We start from the raw sequence: 20622 nt of genomic DNA on the forward strand, positions 1-20622 counted from the left end.
TGCGTCCCGCCCGCGCGCCGCGGCGGGAGGCGGCCATCGCGGCCGCCGCCGGCGCCGCCCCCCGCCGCGAACGCCCGGCGGCGCCCGCGGATGCGGCCGTGGCCGTTGCTTCGCCCGAATCGGTGCTGGTCGCACGGCCGTGGCCGCGCAGCGTGCTGCCGGCGCCGCCGTCGGCCTTCAACGTCGGCTTCGGGCTGCCGATGGCGCCTGCCGCCGCGCCGTTCGATGCGTCCGCCAGCGCGCTGCAGGCGCTGCCGCCGCCGCGGCTGCTGCCGGCGGCGGACGCGCCGGATTCGCCGTCCGCGCGCTGAATGCGGCGCCCGCCGCCGGCTGGCGCCCCTACGGCGCATCCCCATCTTGCGCCTCACCTGATCCTGTTCCGCTTCTTCGCTAGGAGTCGCCGATGACTGCACCCTCCCGTCCCGCCCTGCTGCGCCCCGTGCTGCTGTCCGCCGCCCTTGCCGCCGCCCTCGGCGGGGCCGCCGGCTGGTATTCCTCGTCCGCGCGTGCGCAGGCCCAGGCGCCCGCCGCGCCGCTGCCCGAGGTGGTGGTCGCGCTGCCGGACTTCACCCGCCTGGTCGAGCAGGTCGGCCCGGCGGTGGTGAGCGTGGAGGCCGAGATCGGCGGCAAGCCCGCCGCCGGGCGCCAGCGCCCGCAGCAGGCGCCGGACGATGACGAGCAGATCCCGGAGTTCTTCCGCCGCTTCTTCGGCCCCGGCATGCCGATGCCGGGGATGCCGGGCATGCCCGAGGGCGGGCGCCCGCGCGGGGTCTCGCAGGGCACCGGCTTCATCATCTCCGCCGACGGCTACGTGCTGACCAACCACCACGTGGTGGACGGCGCCGACAGCGTGCGCGTGCGCCTGGCCGACCGCCGCGAGTTCACCGCCAAGGTGGTCGGCAGCGACGAGCAGTCCGACGTGGCGCTGCTCAAGATCGACGCCAAGAACCTGCCGGTGGTGCGGATCGGCGACTCGCGCACGCTCAAGCCGGGGCAGTGGGTGGTGGCGATCGGCTCGCCGTTCGGGCTCGACCATTCGGTGACCGCGGGCATCGTCAGCGCGGTCGGCCGCGCCAACCCGTACGCCAACCAGCGCTACGTGCCCTTCATCCAGACCGACGTGGCGATCAACCGCGGCAATTCCGGCGGGCCGCTGATCGACACCCGCGGCCAGGTGGTCGGCATCAACTCGCAGATCTTCAGCAATTCCGGCGGCTACATGGGGGTGAGCTTCGCCATCCCGATCGACGTGGCGATGAACGCGGTCAAGCAGCTCAAGGCCACCGGCAAGGTCGAGCGCGGCCAGCTCGGGGTGCAGGTGCAGGCGGTCAACCGCGACAACGCCAAGGCGCTCGGCCTGCCCGACACCCGCGGCGCACTGGTCGGCGAGGTGCTGCCGGGCAGCCCCGCGCAGCGCGCCGGGATCGAGCGGCTGGACGTGATCCGCAGCGTCAACGGCCAGCCGATCGTGGATTCCTCCGACCTGCCGCCGATCATTGGCGGGATGGCCCCGGGCAGCCGGGTCACCCTCGAGATCCTGCGCGACGGCAAGCCGCGCAGCGTCACCGCGACCCTGGATGCGCTCACCGCCGACGCCGGCACGCCCGGCGGCGAGGCGCGCACGCCGGGCAGCGGCCCCGGCGCGCCGGCGCAGGCCGCGCCGCTCGGGATCGTGGCCCAGGAGCTGGACGCCGCCCAGCGCCAGCGGCTCGGGCTGCGCCCGGGCGAGGGCGTGCTGGTGGCCCGGGTGCAGGGCGAGGCCGCGCGCGATGCCGGCCTGCGCGCGGGCGACGTGATCCTCGCGGTCGGCCGCCAGGACGTCGGCAGCGTCGCCGCGTTCGAGGCCCGGCTGCGCGAGGCCCGCGCCGGCGGCAAGCCGGTGATGCTGTTGGTGCGGCGCGGCAGCGCGACCTCGTACCTCACGGTCGGCGGCGGCGACTGACGGCCGCGCGCCGGCGGGGCGGCGGCGGGCCTGTGCGATAATCCCACGTTCACGTGCCGGCCGCGCAGCAGCGCGGCCGGCTCCCCCGCCCGTCCCGCCCGCGCCCATGCAGCACGACCCGATGCGGTTCATCCGCAACTTCTCGATCATCGCCCACGTCGACCACGGCAAGTCGACCCTGGCCGACCGCATCATCCAGCTGTGCGGCGGCCTGGCCGAGCGCGAGATGGAAGCGCAGGTGCTCGACTCCAACCCGATCGAGCGCGAGCGCGGGATCACGATCAAGGCGCAGTCGGTGTCGCTGCCCTACACCGCGCAGGACGGCCATACCTACCAGCTCAACTTCATCGACACCCCCGGCCACGTGGACTTCAGCTACGAGGTCAGCCGCTCGCTGGCCGCCTGCGAGGGCGCGCTGCTGGTGGTGGACGCGGCGCAGGGGGTGGAGGCGCAGTCGGTGGCCAACTGCTACACCGCGGTCGAGCAGGGGCTGGAGGTGGTGCCGGTGCTGAACAAGATCGACCTGCCCACCGCCGACATCGACAAAGTGAAGGAGGAGATCGAGGCGGTGATCGGCCTGGACGCCTCCGACGCGGTGGCGATCAGCGCCAAGACCGGGCTCAACGTCGGCGCGGTGCTGGAGGCGATCGTGCAGCGCATCCCGCCGCCGAAGCCGCGCGACACCGACAAGCTGCAGGCGCTGATCATCGACTCCTGGTTCGACAACTACCTCGGCGTGGTCTCGCTGGTGCGGGTGATGCAGGGCGAGATCAAGCCCGGCGACAAGCTGCTGGTGATGAGCACCGGCCGCGTGCACCAGGTCGACCAGGTCGGCGTGTTCACCCCCAAGCGCAAGATCCTGCCGCGCCTCGGCGCCGGCGAGGTGGGCTGGGTCACCGCCAGCATCAAGGACGTGCACGGCGCGCCGGTGGGCGACACCCTGACCGCGGCCGGCGATCCCGCGCCCAGCCCGCTGCCCGGCTTCCAGGAGATGCAGCCGCGGGTGTTCGCCGGCCTGTTCCCGGTGGATGCCGAGGACTACCCGGCGCTGCGCGAGGCGCTGGAGAAGCTGCGCCTGAACGACGCCGCGCTGCGCTTCGAGCCGGAGAGCTCCGAGGCGATGGGCTTCGGCTTCCGCTGCGGCTTCCTCGGCATGCTGCACATGGAGATCGTGCAGGAGCGGCTGGAGCGCGAATACGGCCTGAACCTGATCACCACCGCGCCGACCGTGGTGTACGAGGTGCTCAAGACCGACGGCAGCGTGGTGCCGATCGACAACCCGGCCAAGCTGCCGCCGGTGAATCACATCCAGGAAATCCGCGAGCCGATCATCCGCGCCAACATCCTCACCCCGCCGGACTACATCGGCAACGTGATCAAGCTGTGCGAGGAGAAGCGCGGGGTGCAGATCGGCATCACCTACATGGCCAGCCAGGTGCAGGTCAGCTACGAGCTGCCGATGGCGGAGGTGGTGCTTGACTTCTTCGACAAGCTCAAGTCGGTGAGCCGCGGCTATGCCTCGCTGGACTACCACTTCCTGCGCTTCCAGGCCGGTCCGTTCGTGCGGGTGGACACCCTGATCAACGGCGACCGGGTGGATGCGCTGTCGATCATCGTCCACCGCAGCCACGCCGACCGCCGCGGCCGCGAGCTGTGCGAGAAGATGAAGGACCTGATCCCGCGGCAGATGTTCGACGTGGCGATCCAGGCCGCGATCGGCAGCCAGATCATCGCCCGCACCACGGTCAAGGCGCTGCGCAAGAACGTGCTGGCCAAGTGCTACGGCGGCGACGCCACGCGCAAGAAGAAACTGTTGGAGAAGCAGAAGGAAGGCAAGAAGCGGATGAAGCAGGTCGGGCGGGTCGAGATCCCGCAGGAGGCCTTCCTCGCCGTGCTGCAGGTGGACAACAAGTGACGGCGCCTGGCCGGCGCGGCTGCGTCCCGGCGTTGCTTGCCGGGGACGGGCGTGTGCGGCCGGACCGTCCGCACAGGGAGATCGCGGGATGATGGTGTGGTTCGAGACGATCCTGGTGGCGCTCACCGCCTTCACCGGCCTGGTCTGGCTGCTGGACCGGCTGGTGCTGGCCAAGCGCCGGGCCGCTGCGGCGGGACCGCAGGGGCCGGCCAAGGAGCCGCTGCTGGTCGATTATTCCAAGGCGTTCTTCCCGATCCTGGTGCTGGTGCTGGGGCTGCGCAGCTTCGTGGCCGAGCCGTTCCGGATCCCGTCCAGTTCGATGATGCCGACCCTGCTGATCGGCGACTTCATCCTGGTCAACAAGTTCGCCTACGGCCTGCGCTGGCCGATCACCAACAAGAAGTTCCTCGCCATCGGCGAGCCGCAGCGCGGCGACGTGGTGGTGTTCCGCCCGCCGATGCGCCCGCGCGAGGACTGGATCAAGCGCATCATCGGCCTGCCCGGCGACCGCATCGGCTACCACGACAACCGGGTGTGGCTGAACGGCAAGCCGCTGCCGTACGTGGTGGACGGCATCTACACCGGGGTCGGCCAGGGCGCCGATGCCAGCGGCGCCACCGAGTTGACCGAGGAACTGCCCGGCCGCCCGCATCGGGTGCTGGAGCACCCGGACCTGCCGTTCCTGCCCCAGGGGCAGGGGGAAGGTGACTGGGTGGTGCCGCCCGGGCATTATTTCGTCATGGGCGACAACCGCGACAACAGCGAGGACAGCCGGTTCTGGGGGTTCCTGCCGGAGGCCAACCTGCGCGGCAAGGCGTTCATGGTGTGGATGAACTTCGACCGCAGCGCGGATCCGTGGATCGACACCTCGCGGATCGGCATGCGCATTCCGTGACCGGCGACTGGAGTTGGGGAGAGCTCAGATGAAGCGTATGCAGCGCGGCATGACGATGATCGGCTTTCTGATCACGCTGGCGGTGGTGATCTTCTTCGTCTACTGCGGCATGAAGATCGTGCCGATGTACCTGGAGTTCTATTCGGTCAAGAAGGGGCTGTCCACGATTGCGGCGGAGCCGGACATTGCCAACGCCTCCAAGGAAAAGATCCATACGATGTTCCTGCGCCGGATGGAGATGAGCTATGCGCTGGACGTCAAGAAGCTCGACCCGCTGCGGATCGAGAGTACCGGCGACGGCTACAACCTGGTGGTGGACTACGAGCAGCGGGTGCCGCTGATCGCCAACCTCGACGTGGTCGGCAAGTTCCATGCGGAGCAGGCGATCGGGCGTGGCGGCGGGCAGTGAGCCACGCCTGCGGCCGGGGGCGGAGCACGCGTTCCGCGACCCGGCCCTGCGCGCGCAGGCGCTCACCCACCGCAGTGCCGGCGGCGCCCACAACGAGCGGCTGGAATTCCTCGGCGACGCGCTGGTGAACCTGATCGTGGCCGAGGCCCTGTACCAGGCCTGGCCGCGCGCCGACGAGGGCGTGCTCACCCGCGCCCGCGCCGAGCTGGTGCGCGAATCCGCGCTGGCCGGCATTGCGCGCGGGCTGGACCTCGGTCCCCAACTGGCGCTCGGGCCGGGCGAGCTCAAGAGCGGCGGCCGCCGCCGCGATTCCATCCTCGCCGACGCGCTGGAGGCGCTGGTGGCCGCGATCTACTTGGATGCCGGCTTCGAGGCCTGCCGCGCGGCGGTGCTGCCGTGGTTCGCGCCGCTGATCGCGGCGCTGCCGCCGCCGGAGCGGATCGGCAAGGACGCCAAGACCCGCCTGCAGGAATGGCTGCAGGCGCGCGGCAAGCCGCTGCCGTGCTACCTGCTGCTGGAGACCGCCGGCAGCGAGCACGCCCCGCGCTTCCGCGCCCGCTGCACACTGGCCGATCCGCCGCTGGCCGCGGACGGCGAGGGCGGCTCGCGGCGCGCCGCCGAGCAGCAGGCCGCCGAGGCGGTGCTGGCGGAACTGGGTGCATGAGCGCGGCCGGCCTCCACAGCGGCGCGGTGGCCGTCATCGGCCGCCCCAACGTCGGCAAATCCACCCTGGTCAACGCCCTGGTCGGAGCCAAGGTCAGCATCACTTCCAACCGCCCGCAGACCACCCGCCACCGCCTGCTGGGCATCGCCACCTTCCCCGGCGGCCAGCTGCAGCTGGTGGACACCCCCGGCATCCACGGCGCCCAGGGCCGGCGGTCCGGCAAGGCGCTCAACCGCGTGCTCAACCGCGCGGCGCGCGGCGCCCTGGAGGGCGTGGACGCGGCGCTGCTGGTGATCGAGGCCGGCCGCTGGGACGCGGAGGACGAGCTGGCCTACGCCGCCCTGCGCGAAGCCGGCCTGCCGGTGGTCCTGGCGATCAACCAGGTCGACCGGCTCAAGGACAAGGCCGCGCTGCTGCCATTCATCGCCAAGGTGACGGAAGGGCGCGACTTCGCCGCCGTACACCCGGTGTCCGCGCTCAAGCGCAGTGGGCTGGAGCCGCTGGTCGCCAGCCTGCTGGCGCTGCTGCCGGAGGCGCCGCCGGCCTATGCCGAGGACGAGATCACCGACAAGAGCCAGCGCTTCCTCGCCGGCGAACTGGTGCGCGAGCAGTTGATGCGCCAGCTCGGCGCGGAGCTGCCCTACGCCACCACCGTGGAGGTGGAGAAGTTCGCCGAGGAACCCTCGCCGCAGGCCGGGGTGATGTACCGCATCGACGCGGTGATCTGGGTCGAGCGCGAGGGCCAGAAGGCGATCGTGATCGGCAAGGGCGGCGAGCGCCTGCGCGCCATCGGCACCCGCGCGCGCGCGCAGATGGAGCGCCTGTTCGGCGCCAAGGTGTTCCTGCGCACCTGGGTGCGCGTGCGCGAGGGCTGGAGCGACGACGAGGCCGCGCTGCGCGCCCTCGGCTACCACGACTGAGTCGGCGGGCGCCGGGGACGGGTCGGCGCGGGCACGAGGCGGTGATCCACCTGCCGCTCCTACAATGCCGCCATGCGCTACGCCGCCGAGCCCGCGTTCGTCCTGCACGCCCGCCCGTGGCGCGAAACCAGCCTGCTGGTCGAGGTCCTCAGCGCCGGCCACGGGCGCCTCGGCCTGGTCGCGCGCGGGCTGCAGGGAGCCAAGCGGCAGGCGCTGCGCGCGGCGCTGCAGCCGCTGCAGGCGATCCGCTTCGATGCTGTGCAGAAGGGGGAACTGGCGCAACTGGGGGTGGCCGAGGCGGTGGACGTGGCGCCGCGCCTGCACGGCGACGCCGCGCTGGCCGGGTTCTACGTCAACGAGCTGTGCCTGCGCCTGGCGCCGCGGCAGGCGCCGCTGCCGGCGCTGTTCCTGGCCTATGCCCAGGTGCGCGAGCGCCTGCGCAGCGGCGAGCCGCTGGCCTGGACCTTGCGCCGGTTCGAACGCGACCTGCTGGAGGCGCTCGGGCTCGCCCCGGACTGGGGCCACGACGCGGCCGGGCAGCCGCTCGCGGCCGACGCGCGCTACCGGCTGGATCCGCAGCACGGCTTGCTGCGCCTGCATCCCGCGCAGCCCGGCGACCGCCGCGACAGCGCGAGCGGCCGCGCCCTGCTCGCCCTCGGCGGCGACCATCCGCCGGCGGCGGCTGATCTGGCCAGCCTGCGGCTGCCGCTGCGCGCGCTCTTGCAGCATCACCTCGGCGGGCGCGGGTTGGCCGCGTGGGAGTTGCGTCCCGCGCTCGCGCGCGCACTGCGACCGCCGGGGGAGTGAGGACGCCCGCGCGTACGCGCGCTGACGTGCTCCATCCGCTCCGGCGCCGCGCGGCCAGTGGGCGGTAGCGGGAGGGGGCGCGGCGTTCGCGGGCCGAGAGCGGGCTGTCCTCAGCCCGGCAGCCCGTCGGCCAGCAGGGCTTCCACCACCGCCTGCGGCTGGCGCATCCAGGCATAGTGGTCGGCGCGGGTGCCGAGCTGCCGGGCCGACAGCACGCCGGCATGGCACTCGGCCTGCACCAGCTTGCCGAGGAGGTAGGCGAGCGAGGACGGCGGTCCGAGCCAGTCGTCGGCCAGGACGAGTCCGCAGGCACGCCCCCGCCAGCGCGCCATCCCGGCCTCGAGGTCGGCCTCCAGGCCGGCGGCGGCGTAGCGCCCGCTCAGCCCGCTGCGCGCCCAGTCGTGGATCACGCCACGCGCTTCGTTGCCGGCAAAGCCGATCCGGCGCCCGGGCAGGTGGCCGACGCGGTCGGCCAGCCACGGCAGGAAGCGGTAGGCCAGCGGCAGCAGCCAGCGCCGCGGGCGCGGGAAGACGCGCCAGTAGGGCGCGCCGCTGGCCACCAGCCAGAGGGCCTGGGCCGCGCCCGGCTGTAGGGCGAGGTGGCAGCCGGCCAGCTGGCCGCCCAGGCTGTGGCCACCGAGCACGCGCGGTTGCGTGGCCGCGTCCGCCGGCAGCGCTGTCTCCAGCGCCGCGCGGCTGGCGGCGATGTCCGTCAGCAGTGTGCGGTAGCCCCAGTCGCAGTCGCGTCCGGCGCGCCACGTGCTGGAGCCGTGGCCGCGCCATTCATGCAGGAACACGGCGACGCCACGTGCGGCCAGGGCCTCGGCGAACGGCAGGTAGTGGCGCGCGGAGACGCCGAGGGCCGGCAGCCACAGCAGCGCCGCCCGTGGCGCCGGCGGCAAGCGCAGCAGCAGATCGGCGCGGTGGCCGTCCGCGCTGGTGACCGTCAGCAGGCCCTCGCCCTCAGCCATCGCGCGCGGCCCCGAAGTGGTCCAGCACCACCAACCCGCCGCGGCCGGGCCGGGTGCCGGCCTGCAGGGCGCGCCCGACGTAGGCCACGGCGGCGGCGGTCGCGTCCGCCAGTGCCTGGCCGCGGCACAGCCCGGCGGCGATGGCGGCCGCCAGGGTGCAGCCGGTGCCGTGCGCCTCCACCGCCAGCCGCGGATGCCGCCAGTCGAGCGCCTGCGTACCGTCACGGTAGCGGTCAACCACCGCTTCGCCTTCCGGCAGGTGTCCGCCCTTGAGTAGCACTGCGCGCGCGCCCAAGCTGCGCAACTGCGCGATCGCAGCCTCGGCCGCGGCCGCGTCGGCGATCGCGCGGCCGGTCAGCACCTCCGCCTCCGGGACGTTGGGCGTGACCAGGTCCGCCAGCGGCAGCAGGCGCGTGCGCAGCGTGTCCACCGCATCGTCCGCGAGCAGACGCGCGCCACTGGTGGCGACCATCACGGGATCGAGCACCAGCGCGAAGCCGTGATCGCGGCGGGCGACGAGCTCATCGGCGACCGCGGCGATCACCGCGGCATCGGCCAGCATCCCGATCTTGACCGCCACGATCCGGAAGTCGTCGAAGCAGGCCGCGATCTGCGCGCGCAGGAAGTCCGGCGGCGGCACGTGCACCGCGGTCACCCCGCGGGTGTTCTGCGCGGTCAGCGCGGCGATCGCGGACAGGCCGTGCACACCATGCGCGGCGAAGGTCTTCAGGTCGGCCTGGATGCCGGCGCCGCCGCCGGAGTCGCTGCCGGCGATGGTCAAGACACAGGGAGCACGCGGATCAAGGGCGGGGGTCATTGGGGGCGACGGCGGAGGGCATAGGCATGAATGCGCAGCCACAGCGCCAGGCCCGTCGCCATTGCCGCCGGCAACCACAGCGCAGAAGCCGCATGGGCTCGGTAAACCAGGCCAGCAACCACGCTGCCCGCGAGAAAGCCCGCGATCACCAGCGCCTGCGGCCATGGGAAAGGCTGGCATGCCTGCCGGCGGCGCAATGCGCTTCCAAGCCAGAGGCCAAGATCGGTATAGCTGCCGGTCAGATGGGTGGTGCGCAGCAGGCCGCTGCTGAGCCTGGTGCTGGTGCCATTCTGCAGGCCGCATGCGCACGAGGCGATCAGCATCCCAGTCAGCGGATGCGCGGCGAAGAGTGCGGCACCCGCCCCCAGGAGCAGGGCTTCCAGGGTGAGCATGGCGGCCTGTGCCTCCCCCTGCGGCGTGGGCTCCGCCAGCAGCACTCCGGCAAGCAGAGCGCCCAGCAGGAACGCGGCGGCCACGGCCAGCAGCAGCCGGGCCAACGCCCAGTCCGCATGCCCGATGGCCATGCCCAGCAGCACAGTGGTACCGGTGAGGTGGCTGACGGCCTCGCGTGCCAGCGCCAGCACACCGATCACGTTCACCATGCCGGCCAGCGATGCCAGCCCGGCAGCGGTTGCATAGGCTGTGGCGGGGAGGTCGGCGGAGCGTGGCAAGGTTGGCGGTGGGCAGTGGGGGAGGCATGGCCCGGTCGCGACCGGACCGGTGCATTGTGCCTGTCCGCCGCCGGCTGCGTCAGGCCGCTGGCGCCGCTGGTGTGATCAGGCGTGCTGCCAGTGCCAACGCATGGTCGAAGTTGTCGGCGTAATGGATGCCCGTGGCATGCTCGCCCAAGCCCATGCGCGCAATCACCTGCTTGGGTTGGGCCTGCAGGCCGGAAATCACCAGCGTGATGCGTCGTCGATGGCAGCGCTCGGCCAGGGCCTGCAGGGCGTGCACGCCGCTGGCGTCAATCAGAGGCACCAGCCGCATGCGCAGGATCAGCACCCGCGGGGCTACCACGAAGGTATCCAGCAGGCTGTCGATCCGGCTGCTGGCGCCGAAGAAGAGTGGGCCGGTGATCTGATAGGCCTCGACGCCCTGCGGAAGGCGCGTACGCTGGTCGAGTTCCTCCGGTGGCGCGGCCATCACCGGGCGCAGGTCGTCGTCGGTGGCGCGGATCCCCGCATCCACGGTCACGCTCTCGGACATGCGGTACATGAAGAGCAGCGAGGCCAGCACCACCCCCGTCTCGATCGCGACCGTGAGGTCCACCAGCACAGTCAGGCTGAAAGTGGCCAGCAGCACCAGGCGATCGCCGTACGGCGCCGACAGGGTGGCACGAATGGCATCGATCTCGCTCATGTTCCAGGCCACCATCAGTAACACCGCGGCCAGCGCGGCCAGCGGGATGGCACCCAGCAGCGGTGCCAGCAGCAGCATGAACGCGAGCAGGAAAAGCGCATGCAGCATGCCGGCGAACGGAGTGCGTCCACCGGAACGGATATTGGTGGCGGTGCGTGCGATCGCGCCCGTCGCTGGCAGGCCGCCGAACAGCGCGGATCCGACGTTGGCCACGCCCTGCGCCACCAATTCGGCATTGGAGCGGTGGCGACCACCGGTCATGCCGTCCGCCACTACGGCCGATAGCAGGGATTCGACGCCGGCCAGGAACGCGATCGTGAAGGCGCTGGGAAGCAGTTCTAAGGTGCGTTCGAACGGGATGTGCGGAATCGTGAAGGTCGGCAACCCAGCGGACACCGGCCCGAAGCGGGTGCCAATGGTCTCGACCGGCAGCCCGAGGAGCGACGTGGCGACGGTGCAGGCCAGCAGCGCCAGCAGGAAACCCGGCCAGCGCGGCCGCCAGTGGCGCAGCGCCACGATGACCGTCAGGCCGGCCGCGGTCAGCGCTAGCGTCGGCCACTGCGTTTGCCCCAAGTGCGCCAGATAGGCCTGCCAGCGCGGCAGAAATTCGCCGGGCAGGTGGGCGATGTGCAGGCCGAGCGCGTCCGGGATCTGGCTGGAGACGATGCTGACCGCGATGCCCGCGGTGAACCCGGTCACTACTGGCTGCGGGATGTAGCGCATCAGCATGCCCAGCCGCAGCAGGCCGGCGGCGATCAGCATCAGCCCGGCCAGCAGGGTACACAGGATCAGGCCGCCGTAACCGTGGGTTTGGATGATCCCGAAGACGACCGGGATGAAGGCGGCGGTGGGGCCCCCGATCTGCACCCGCGATCCGCTCAACAGCGAGATCAGGAAGCCGGCCACGACGGCGGTTTGCAGGCCTTTTTCCGGCGTCGTGCCGGAGGCGATGGCCAGCGCCATCGCGAGCGGCAGGGCCACGATCGCCACCGTCAGTCCAGCGATGGCATCGGCGCGCAGCTGCGCCAGGCTGTAGCCCTCGCGCAACACGGTCAGCAGCTTCGGTTCGTACAGTTGGCGCCAGGACCGGAGGGAGGGCGAGGGCGGGACGCTCATGCCGGCTCCTTCAGCCGCACCCCGCGGCCACGGCCTTGACTCGGCTGGTCATTGCCGATCAGTTCCACGCCCGCGGCCGCCAAGGCGTCCACGATTCGGGTCAGGGTCGAGACGGCCCCGCGCACGGTGCCGGGACTGGCTTCCATGCGCTGGATGGTCGGCAGGGAGACCCCGGCCCAGGCGGCCAGGGTGCGCTGGTCGATGCCGAGCAGGGCCCGGGCAGCACGCAATTGGGCGGCGGAAATCATTCGCCGATATTAGTTTCCGTGCGCCAGTATTTCAACTTTATATTTCGATAGTGATGTTTGAAACATCATTCCTGCCGCCTCCTCCGCCCATGCGCATCGCCGCGATGGCGTCACAGCGCCTCCGAGGCGAAGTCCGCCAGCCGCGAGCGCTCGCCGCGGCGCAGGGTGACGTGCGCGCTGTGCGCCCAGGCCTTGAAGCGGTCGACCGCGTAGGTCAGGCCAGAGGTGGTCTCGGTGAGGTAGGGGGTGTCGATCTGCTCGACGTTGCCGAGGCAGACGATCTTGGTGCCGGGGCCGGCACGGGTGATCAGGGTCTTCATCTGCTTGGGCGTGAGGTTCTGCGCCTCGTCCAGGATCAGCCAGCGGTTGAGGAAGGTGCGCCCGCGCATGAAGTTGAGCGAGCGGATCTTGATCCGGCTGGCGAGCAGGTCGTTGGTCGCCGCGCGGCCCCAGGCGCCGCCGTCCTGGTTGTGGGTCAGCACCTCGAGGTTGTCAGTGAGCGCGCCCATCCACGGCGTCATCTTCTCCTCCTCGGTGCCGGGCAGGAAGCCGATGTCCTCGCCCACGCTCACGGTGGCGCGGGTCATGATGATCTCGCGGTAGCGCTGCGCGTCCATGGTCTGCGCCAGGCCCGCGGCCAGCGCCAGCAGGGTCTTGCCGGTGCCGGCGGTGCCGAGCAGGGTGACGAAGTCGATCTCCGGGTCCATCAGCGCGTTGAGCGCGAAGTTCTGCTCGCGGTTGCGCGCGGTGATGCCCCACACCGCGTGCTGGGCATGGCGGAAGTCGTCCACGATCTGCAGCACCACTCGCCCGTCGAGCAGGCGCGCGACCTTCATTTCCGACTGCTCGTCGCCGGGCAGGAACACGTACTGGTTCGGGTACCAGTCCTCGCCCTCGCCGGCGGCGATCTCGTAGTAGGTGCGACCCTTGTCGGTCCACGACCTCAGGTCCTTGCCGTGGCGCTGCCAGAAATCCTCCGGCAGCGCGGTGGCGCCGGTGTAGAGCAGGCTGAAGTCGTCCAGCGCGCGGTCGTTCTCGTAGTCCTCGCTGGCGATCCCGGCGATCGAGGCCTTGATCCGCAGGTTGATGTCCTTGGACACGAACACCACCGGGGTGTCCGGCTCGGCCTGCTTGAGCGCCAGGATCGCGCCGAGGATGTGGTTGTCCGGGATCACCGTGCCGAAGCGCTTGCCGGCGTCGAAGTCGCCGGTCTGGAAGCGCAGCAGGCCGGCGCTGTCGGCGCCGCGCAGTTGCAGGCCCTGCGGGCGCACCAGCGGGATCCCGGCGCCGACGTCGGCGCTGCCGTGCGCCTCGATCAGCTCGTTGAGGAAGCGGCTGACCTGGCGCGCGTTGCGGCTGGCCTCGGAGGTGCCCTTCTTGCCGTTGTCCAGCTCCTCCATCACCTGCATCGGCAGGTAGACGTCGTGCTCCTCGAACTTGAACAGCGCGGTCGGGTCGTGCATCAGCACGTTGGTGTCGAGCACGTAGATGCGCTTGCTGCGGGTCATGCGGGCGGGTTCCCGTGGCGTGGACGGCAGGATGCCGGCGCGCCCCGCGGGGCGGGGCACGCGCGGCGGGAGCGAGTGGGCGCGGTCACCGGGCGCGTTCTTCCCGGAGGGCCGCGAGCACCGCCTGGGCATGGCCGGGCACCTTCACCGGCTGCCACTTGCGGCGCACCACCCCGGACGGATCGACCAGGAAGGTGCTGCGCACGATGCCCAGGTACTCGCGTCCGTACAGCTTCTTCGGTTGCACCACGCCGAACGCCTCGCAAATGGCGCCATCGGCGTCGCTGGCGAGGTCGAAGCGAAAGCCCTGCTTGGCGCGGAAGTTCTGGTGCGATTTGAGCGAGTCGCGGGACACCCCGAGCACCACCGCCCCGGCGCGCTCGAACTCCGGCAGCAGGGCGTCGAAGTCGCGGCCCTCGGTGGTGCAGCCGGGGGTGGAATCTTTGGGGTAGAAGTATAGCACCAGCCAGCGGCCGGCGTAGCCGCCGAGGTGGCCGGCGGCGCCGCTGGCCAGCTGCAGCGGCAGGTCGGGGATGCGGTCGCCGACGTCCAGCATGGCGCGTCAGTACTTCATCGGATCCATGATGGCATCCAGGTTGAGGTGGTCGCAGAACTCCAGGAAGTCGTCGCGCAGGGCGGCGATGTGCATGTCCGCGGGCACCCCGATGGTCAGCTGCGCGGAGAACATGTCGGCGCCGGTCTGCATCGCGCGGTAGCGCGTGCAGTGCAGGCTCTCGATGGTGATGCCCTGGCGGTCGAAGAAGTCCGCGAGCTGGTACAGGATGCCGGGCTTGTCGGAGGCGATCACCTCGACCACGTAAGGCAGCAGGTTGGACTGCACCGGCTTGGGGCCGGTGCGGTACCACACCAGCTTGATGCCCTCCTCGCGCTCGAGGCGGGTGAGCATGGTCTCCAGCTTGGCCACCGCGTCCCACGAGCCGGTCGCCAGCGCAGTCACCGAGACATCGCGCCCGACCGTGGCCAGGCGGGTGTCGACCAGGTTGCAGCCGGCATCGGCGATGCGGCGGGTGACGGCGAGCAGGGGCGACTGCGGATGCGTGGTGTACGCGTTGATCAGCAGGTGGTTTTCGTTCGGCGCGGGCCGGGAGGGGGTGTCGGTCAAGGCAGGGGTCCGCACGGTTCGGGAGGGCGCGGCAGCAACGGGCGCGCCGGGCCCGGGCAGGATACTTGTCGCCGGTTCGCGCCCGCAAGTAACATCCCGGCACGTCCCGCGCGGCCGCGGCCCGCGCATCTCCCCCTATCGGCGAGCCGATCCCCCGTGCAGCTATCCGGCAGCATCACCGCGCTGGCGACGCCCTTCACGCCCGACGGCGCGCTCGACCGGCCCGCCTGGCAACGGCTGCTGGACCTCCAGCTCGAGGCCGGCAGCGCGGGCGTGGTGGTCGCCGGCTCCACCGGCGAGGCGCCGGCGCTGACCGAGGCCGAATACGACACCCTGCTGGCGCACGCGGTCGAACGGGTGGCCGGACGCATGCCGGTGCTGGCCGGTACCGGGCAGTCCAACACCGCCAAGACGGTGCAGGCGACCCGCCGCGCGGCGCAGCTCGGCGCCGACGGCGCGCTGGTGGTGACCCCGCCGTACGTGCGCCCGACCCAGGCCGGCCTGCTCGCGCACTACCGCGCAGTCGCCGACGAAGGCGGGTTGCCGGTGGTGCTCTACAACGTGCCCACCCGCACCGGCTGCGACCTGCTGCCGGAGACGGTCGGGGTGCTGTCCCTGCATCCGCAGATCGTCGGCATCAAGGAGGCGCGGCCGGAGGCCGAGCGCATGGACGCCTTGCTGGCGTTCCGCCGCGACGGCTTCGCGGTGCTCAGCGGCGACGACCCGACCGCGCTGCGCTCGCTGCTGGCCGGGGCCGACGGGGTGATCTCGGTCGCCAGCAACGTGGCGCCGCGCGCGTTCGCCCGGCTGTGCGCGCTGGCCGCCGCCGGGGCGGCCGAGGACGCGGCCGAATTCGACCAGCGCCTGCACGCGCTGTACCGGTTCCTCGGAGTCGAGCCGAACCCGATCCCGGTCAAGGCCCTGCTGGCGCTGAACGGCATCGGCCACGGCGGGCTGCGGCTGCCGCTGCAGCCGCTATCATCCGCGCACGCCGCCGAGGCCGAGCGCCTGCACGCGGACCTGCGCCAACTGGAAGAACGCTGCCGCGTCCCCGCGGCCTGACTGGAGAACCCGATGCCCCGTCCCGCGACCGTGCGCCCGCTCGCCCTCGTCCTCGCCCTGCTGGCGGTGTCCGCCGCCAGCGGCTGCCACTGGTTCGGCAAGAAGAACGAGCTGTACACCCAGAGCAGCGAGAGCCGGCCGCTGGAAGTGCCGCCGGACCTGGACCGTCCCTCCGCCGAGCGCGCGATGGCGCTGCCGCCGGCCGGCGGCAGCGTGAGCGCGTCCAGCCTGTCCGCCGCGCCGGCGAGCGTGGCGCCGCTCGGGTTCGCCGCCAAGGGCGAGCGCGACGCGGTGTTCGCCCGCGTCGGCGAGGCGCTGGCCGCCACCCCTGGCGTCAACATCGCCAGCCGCGCCGCCATCCTCGGCACCTACGACGTCGATTACATGGGCGCCAAGTTCCTGGTGCGGGTGACCAAGGCCGGCGACGGCAGCTATGTCTCCGCGGTGGATGCGCGCGGGCTGCCGCCCAGCGGCGAGGCCCCGGCCAAGCTGATCGCCGCGCTCAAGGCCGCGATCGCGCCGTGAGCCGGCCCCGGTGCGCGCGGCGCGCCGCCGAAGGCCTTTCTCGTGCAGGGCGCCCGCGGGCGCCCTGCGTCGTTCCGGGGCGACCTGCGCGGGCGCCGTGAGGCGTGCGCGCGGAGCGGCGCGTCAGCGCTCCAGCAGCGGCAGCTTGCCCGGCTTGCCGTCCCACTCGGCGGCCTCCGGCAGCGGCTCCTTGCGGGTGTTGATCACCGGCCAGGCCTTGGCGAGCTCGGCGTTGAGCGCGACGAAGCCTTCCTGCCCGGCCGGCACGTCCTCCTCCGGGTAGATCGCCTTGGCCGGGCACTCCGGTTCGCACAGGGTGCAGTCGATGCACTCGTCCGGGTCGATCACTAGGAAGTTCGGCCCCTCGTGGAAGCAGTCGACCGGGCAGACCTCCACGCAGTCGGTGTACTTGCACTTGATGCAGTTCTCGGTGACGACGAAGGGCATGACGGCAGGGTCCGGATTGCGATCGCGCTAGTGTAGCGCCGGCGCGCGGTCCGGCTGGCGCGGCAGGGCGGGGGGCAGGAACGAAAAGACCCCCGTGCGCGGCACGGGGGTCCGGATTGGCGCTCCCTACGGGATTCGAACCCGTGTTTTAGCCTTGAGAGGGCCACGTCCTAGGCCTCTAGACGAAGGGAGCAGTGACGCTGCGCGGGGTGGACATCCCCGCCGGCTGCGGACGGGCCGCCAGCCGAGCTTGCTAGTATAGGGGGCTTCCGGCGTCGCCGGCAACGTTTGCTTCCGCCTTCCCGACAGGATGTCCGATCCCCGCGCATGAGCAGTGAGTCCGTCCCCCCGCCGGCGGCGTCCGGCCCGCAGTTGCAGGTGATCCCGCGCGAGGTGCACGGGCTGTCGCGCCGGCAGATGAGCCAGAACGCACTGCGCGTGATGTACCGCCTGCGCGAGGGCGGGTTCGGGGCGTACCTGGTCGGCGGCGCGGTGCGCGACCTCTTGATCGGCGGGCATCCGAAGGACTTCGACGTGGCCACCGACGCCACCCCCGAGCAGGTCAAGGCGCTGTTCCGCAATTGCCGCCTGATCGGCCGCCGCTTCCGCCTGGCGCACGTGGTGTTCGGGCGCGAGATCATCGAGGTGGCGACCTTCCGCGCCAATGGCGGCGACGACGACGGCGACCGCCAGACCGACGACGGCGGGCGCCTGCTGCGCGACAACGTGTACGGCAGCATCGAGGAGGACGCGGTGCGCCGCGACTTCACCGCCAATGCGCTGTACTACGCGATCGAGGATTTTTCGGTGCGCGACTACGTGGGCGGCTACGCCGACGTGCAGGCGCGCGTGCTGCGCCTGATCGGCGAGCCGGAGGCGCGCTACCGCGAGGATCCGGTGCGCATGCTGCGCGCGGCAAGGCTGGCGGCCAAGCTCGGGTTCACGATCGACCCGGCGACCGCGGCGCCGATCCCGCGGCTGGCGCCGCTGCTGGCGGAGGCGGCGCCGGCGCGGCTGTTCGAGGAGACCCTCAAGCTGTTCCTGGCCGGGCACGCAGTGGCCAGCTTCGAGTGGCTGGAACGGCTCGGCCTGCTGCCGGCGCTGCTGCCCGAAACCGCGCAGGCGCTGGCGGCCAACACCTCCGGCGCGCTGCGGCGGATGCTGCTGCAGGGGCTGCGCGACACCGACGCGCGGGTGGCGCGCGAGGAGCCGGTATCGCCCGCGTTCCTGTACGCGCTGCTGCTGTGGCCGGCGTACTGCCGCAGCCTGGCGCAGCTGCAGGCGCAGGGCATGCACGCGGCCGAGGCGCAGCGGCGCGCGGCCGACCGGGTTACTCTGCACCAGCTGGAGCGCACCGCGCTGCCGCGGCGGTTCTCGCTGCCGATGCAGGAGATCTGGCTGCTACAGACCCGCTTCGCGCAGCGCCAGCGCAAGCGCGTGTTCCGCCTGCTGGCGCATCCGCGCTTCCGCGCCGCCTTCGATTTCCTGACCCTGCGCCAGGCCGCGTCCGACAGCCATGCCGCGGACGTGGCGTTCTGGCGCGAGGCGCAGTTGCATCCGGCGGAGGCGGTGGCCGCGGCCGGCGGGGTCGCGACCGCGGCACCGCTCGAGCAGCCGGAACCGGAGCCGGAGCCGGGCGAGGCCGAGGGCGCCGGCCCACGCAAGCGCCGCCGGCGCCGACGGCGGCCGGGCGCGGCGGACGCCGGCCCGGCGCCGGCATGATCCGCGCCGCGGTCGGCCTCGGCGCCAACCTCGGCGATGCCGCCGCCAGCGTGCGCGCCGCGCTGGACGCGCTGGAGGCGCTGCCGCAGACCCGGGGGCTCGCGCGTTCGCGGCTGTACCGCACCCCGGCCTGGGGCGTGACTGCGCAGCCGGATTTCGTCAACGCGGTGGCGGTGCTGGAGACGGGACTGTCCGCCCACGCGCTGCTGGATGCGCTGCTCGCGATCGAACGCCGCGCCGGGCGCGTGCGCCGCGCGGGCGAACGCTGGGGGCCGCGCGTGCTCGACCTCGACCTGCTGCTGTACGGCGAGGCGGTGATCGACACGCCCGGGCTGCGGGTGCCGCACCCGCACCTGCACGCCCGCGCGTTCGCGCTGTTGCCGCTGGCCGAGGCGTGGCCGCAGGCGCGCATCCCCGGCCACGGCGCGGTCGCCGCGCTCGCCGCCGGCATGGCGGATGCGGGCATCGAGGCGTTACCTTAGCCGCCCCCGCGCGAGGAGCCCGCCATGTCCGCCGACCGCCGACCCTGGACCGTGCCGATGCTGGCGCAGGCGCGCGCCGAAGGGCGCAAGCTGGTGATGCTGACCTGCTACGACGCCAGCTTCGCGCGCGTGCTGGATGCCAACGGGGTGGACCTGATCCTGGTCGGGGACTCGCTGGGCATGGTAGTGCAGGGGCATGCCTCCACCCTGCCGGTGCGGCTGGACGACATCGCCTACCACGTCGCCGCGGTCGCGCGCGGGGTGCGCCAGGCGCTGGTGGTGGCCGACCTGCCGTTCGGCTGCGACGCCGACCCGGTGCAGGCGCATGCCGCGGCGGTGCGCTGCATCCAGGCCGGCGCGGCGATGGTCAAGCTGGAGGGCGCCGGCCACAAGCTGGATGTCATCCGCTACCTGGTCGAGCGCGAGATCCCGGTGTGCGCGCACCTCGGCCTGACTCCGCAGTCGGTGCTGCGCCTGGGCGGGTTCAAGGTGCAGGGGCGCGGCGACGCCGCCGCGATCCGGCTGTGCAAGGACGCGCAGGCGGTGGCCGAGGCCGGCGCCGCGCTGCTGGTGCTGGAGGGCGTGCCGGCGGCGCTGGCGGCGCAGGTCACCGCCAACGTGCCGATCCCGACCATCGGCATCGGCGCCGGGCCCGGCTGCGACGGCCAGGTGCTGGTGCTGCACGACCTGCTCGGGGTCGACACCGGCCATCGCAAGCCGCGCTTCGTCAAGGACTTCCTGGCCGAGGCCGGCAGCATCGCCGGCGCGGTGCGCGCCTATGCCGAGGCCGTGCGCAGCGGGGCGTTCCCGGGTGCCGAGCACAGTTACGCATGATCCGGGTGCTGCGCGAACTGCCGGCGCTGCGCGCGCAGGTGCGCGCCTGGCATGCGGCCGGCGAGCGGGTCGCGCTGGTGCCGACCATGGGCAACCTGCACGCCGGCCACCACGCGCTGGTGGCATTGGCGCGCACCCACGCGCCGCGGGTGGTGGCGAGCATCTTCGTCAACCCGACCCAGTTCGGCCCGCACGAGGACTACGCGCGCTACCCGCGCACGCCCGAGCAGGACATCGCCGGGCTGGAGGCGATCGGCTGCGACGCGGTCTGGCTGCCGACGGTGGAGACGATGTACCCCGACGGCCCGGCGCAGTGCGTGCGCATGCACGTGCCGGGGATCAGCGACGTGCTCGAGGGCGCGCACCGCCCCGGCCACTTCGACGGGGTGGCGACCGTGGTCGCGCGCCTGTTCCTGCAGGTGCAGCCGGACCTGGCGGTGTTCGGGCGCAAGGACTACCAGCAGCTGGCGGTGATCCGGCGGCTGGTGCGCGACCTCGCGTTCCCGCTGGAAGTGGTGGACGCGCCGATCGTGCGCGAGCCGGACGGGCTGGCCATGAGCTCGCGCAACCAGTACCTGTCGCCGGCGGAGCGCGCGCTGGCGCCGGCGATCCACCGCACCCTGCAGGCGATGCGCGCGGCCGCGCAGGCCGGGCAGGCGCCGGCGCAGGTCGAAGCGCAGGCGCGCGCCGCGCTGGAGGCGGCCGGCCTGGCGCCCGACTACGCGGTGCTGCGCCGGCCGGACCTCAGCGAACCTGCGCCCGGCGAGCGCGGGCCGCAGGTCGCGCTGATCGCCGCGCGGCTGGGGCGCACCCGCCTGATCGACAACCTCGAATTCGAGGCCTGATCCGCCCGCCA

22 protein-coding genes, 1 tRNA gene and 1 pseudogene are annotated in these 20622 nt (G+C 72.4%); 14 read left to right on the forward strand and 10 right to left on the reverse strand.

Annotation, left to right across the window (positions count from 1 at the left end; translation table 11 throughout):
* Positions 1-98: 98 nt before the first annotated feature.
* From ML340_RS08445 to recO, 8 genes are all read left to right on the forward strand, one after another.
* Positions 99-311 carry a hypothetical protein gene (locus tag ML340_RS08445; RefSeq protein ID WP_240098674.1) on the forward strand — a complete coding sequence of 71 codons (213 nt, stop codon included), beginning with the start codon at positions 99-101 and terminating at the stop codon, positions 309-311.
* Positions 312-403: 92 nt separating this feature from the next.
* Positions 404-1942, forward strand: a complete 1539-nt coding sequence (locus ML340_RS08450; protein WP_338064422.1) for a DegQ family serine endoprotease — start codon at positions 404-406, stop codon at positions 1940-1942.
* A gap of 121 nt (positions 1943-2063) precedes the next feature.
* Entirely contained in the window at positions 2064-3857 is a 1794-nt protein-coding gene (lepA, locus tag ML340_RS08455) for a translation elongation factor 4 (RefSeq protein ID WP_240098905.1), read from the forward strand.
* Between the two features lie 91 nt (positions 3858-3948).
* Positions 3949-4752 (forward strand): signal peptidase I, encoded by an 804-nt coding sequence (gene lepB, locus ML340_RS08460; RefSeq protein WP_240098907.1) that lies wholly within the window; start codon positions 3949-3951, stop codon positions 4750-4752.
* A 28-nt stretch (positions 4753-4780) separates the two neighbouring features.
* A complete protein-coding gene (locus ML340_RS08465) occupies positions 4781-5161 on the forward strand; it encodes a DUF4845 domain-containing protein (RefSeq protein WP_240098676.1) in 381 nt (126 codons plus the stop codon).
* Positions 5145-5825 carry a ribonuclease III gene (rnc, locus tag ML340_RS08470; RefSeq protein ID WP_425608302.1) on the forward strand — a complete coding sequence of 227 codons (681 nt, stop codon included), beginning with the start codon at positions 5145-5147 and terminating at the stop codon, positions 5823-5825. The genes ML340_RS08465 and rnc overlap by 17 nt, the downstream gene beginning before the upstream one ends.
* Positions 5822-6745: a GTPase Era gene (era, locus tag ML340_RS08475; protein ID WP_240098678.1), complete on the forward strand. Its 924-nt coding sequence runs from the start codon at positions 5822-5824 to the stop codon at positions 6743-6745. Before rnc ends, era begins: the two co-directional genes overlap by 4 nt.
* Before the next feature lie 72 nt (positions 6746-6817).
* Entirely contained in the window at positions 6818-7552 is a 735-nt protein-coding gene (gene recO / locus ML340_RS08480; protein WP_240098680.1) for a DNA repair protein RecO, read from the forward strand.
* A 110-nt stretch (positions 7553-7662) separates the two neighbouring features.
* Here recO and ML340_RS08485 read toward each other — a convergent pair whose 3' ends face one another.
* From ML340_RS08485 to ML340_RS08520, 8 genes are all read right to left on the reverse strand, one after another.
* Complete coding sequence (locus tag ML340_RS08485) at positions 7663-8523, reverse strand: alpha/beta hydrolase family protein (protein ID WP_240098682.1); 861 nt, start codon at positions 8521-8523, stop codon at positions 7663-7665.
* The gene (gene thiD / locus ML340_RS08490) at positions 8516-9340 is read right to left on the reverse strand and encodes a bifunctional hydroxymethylpyrimidine kinase/phosphomethylpyrimidine kinase (protein WP_425608303.1); all 825 of its coding nucleotides are present in this window, start codon (positions 9338-9340) and stop codon (positions 8516-8518) included. The genes ML340_RS08485 and thiD overlap by 8 nt, the downstream gene beginning before the upstream one ends.
* Complete coding sequence (locus tag ML340_RS08495) at positions 9337-10011, reverse strand: YoaK family protein (protein ID WP_240098686.1); 675 nt, start codon at positions 10009-10011, stop codon at positions 9337-9339. Before ML340_RS08495 ends, thiD begins: the two co-directional genes overlap by 4 nt.
* Positions 10012-10090: 79 nt before the next feature.
* Entirely contained in the window at positions 10091-11815 is a 1725-nt protein-coding gene (locus ML340_RS08500) for a SulP family inorganic anion transporter (RefSeq protein ID WP_240098688.1), read from the reverse strand.
* Complete coding sequence (locus ML340_RS08505; RefSeq protein WP_240098690.1) at positions 11812-12045, reverse strand: helix-turn-helix domain-containing protein; 234 nt, start codon at positions 12043-12045, stop codon at positions 11812-11814. The genes ML340_RS08500 and ML340_RS08505 overlap by 4 nt, the downstream gene beginning before the upstream one ends.
* Before the next feature lie 128 nt (positions 12046-12173).
* Positions 12174-13571, reverse strand: coding sequence for a PhoH family protein (locus ML340_RS08510; protein ID WP_240098692.1), 1398 nt, complete (start codon positions 13569-13571; stop codon positions 12174-12176).
* 85 nt (positions 13572-13656) lie between these two features.
* Entirely contained in the window at positions 13657-14127 is a 471-nt protein-coding gene (locus ML340_RS08515) for a peroxiredoxin (RefSeq protein WP_240098694.1), read from the reverse strand.
* A 6-nt stretch (positions 14128-14133) separates the two neighbouring features.
* Positions 14134-14694 (reverse strand): glycine cleavage system transcriptional repressor, encoded by a 561-nt coding sequence (locus ML340_RS08520; RefSeq protein WP_240098695.1) that lies wholly within the window; start codon positions 14692-14694, stop codon positions 14134-14136.
* A 156-nt stretch (positions 14695-14850) separates the two neighbouring features.
* Here ML340_RS08520 and dapA point away from each other — a divergent pair, with 156 nt between their 5' ends.
* Together dapA and ML340_RS08530 are read left to right on the forward strand one after the other, a co-directional pair.
* The gene (gene dapA / locus ML340_RS08525; protein WP_240098697.1) at positions 14851-15756 is read left to right on the forward strand and encodes a 4-hydroxy-tetrahydrodipicolinate synthase; all 906 of its coding nucleotides are present in this window, start codon (positions 14851-14853) and stop codon (positions 15754-15756) included.
* Between the two features lie 12 nt (positions 15757-15768).
* The gene (locus ML340_RS08530) at positions 15769-16281 is read left to right on the forward strand and encodes a hypothetical protein (RefSeq protein ID WP_240098699.1); all 513 of its coding nucleotides are present in this window, start codon (positions 15769-15771) and stop codon (positions 16279-16281) included.
* A 123-nt stretch (positions 16282-16404) separates the two neighbouring features.
* Here ML340_RS08530 and fdxA read toward each other — a convergent pair whose 3' ends face one another.
* Positions 16405-16728: a ferredoxin FdxA gene (gene fdxA / locus ML340_RS08535; RefSeq protein ID WP_240098701.1), complete on the reverse strand. Its 324-nt coding sequence runs from the start codon at positions 16726-16728 to the stop codon at positions 16405-16407.
* A gap of 117 nt (positions 16729-16845) precedes the next feature.
* A tRNA-Glu gene (locus ML340_RS08540) sits at positions 16846-16921 on the reverse strand.
* Between the two features lie 176 nt (positions 16922-17097).
* Here ML340_RS08540 and pcnB point away from each other — a divergent pair.
* The 4 genes and pseudogenes from pcnB to panC form a co-directional block, all read left to right on the forward strand.
* Positions 17098-18450, forward strand: a pseudogene (gene pcnB, locus ML340_RS08545) (polynucleotide adenylyltransferase PcnB); the annotation flags it as partial.
* Entirely contained in the window at positions 18447-18932 is a 486-nt protein-coding gene (folK, locus tag ML340_RS08550) for a 2-amino-4-hydroxy-6-hydroxymethyldihydropteridine diphosphokinase (RefSeq protein ID WP_240098705.1), read from the forward strand. The pseudogene pcnB and the gene folK, both read left to right, overlap by 4 nt.
* A gap of 24 nt (positions 18933-18956) precedes the next feature.
* Entirely contained in the window at positions 18957-19766 is an 810-nt protein-coding gene (gene panB, locus ML340_RS08555; protein ID WP_240098707.1) for a 3-methyl-2-oxobutanoate hydroxymethyltransferase, read from the forward strand.
* Entirely contained in the window at positions 19763-20611 is an 849-nt protein-coding gene (gene panC, locus ML340_RS08560; protein WP_240098709.1) for a pantoate--beta-alanine ligase, read from the forward strand. The genes panB and panC overlap by 4 nt, the downstream gene beginning before the upstream one ends.
* Positions 20612-20622: the final 11 nt, after the last annotated feature.

The organism is Thermomonas flagellata (assembly GCF_022419185.1).
In the GTDB taxonomy this organism is placed as follows: Bacteria; Pseudomonadota; Gammaproteobacteria; order Xanthomonadales; family Xanthomonadaceae; genus Thermomonas; species Thermomonas flagellata.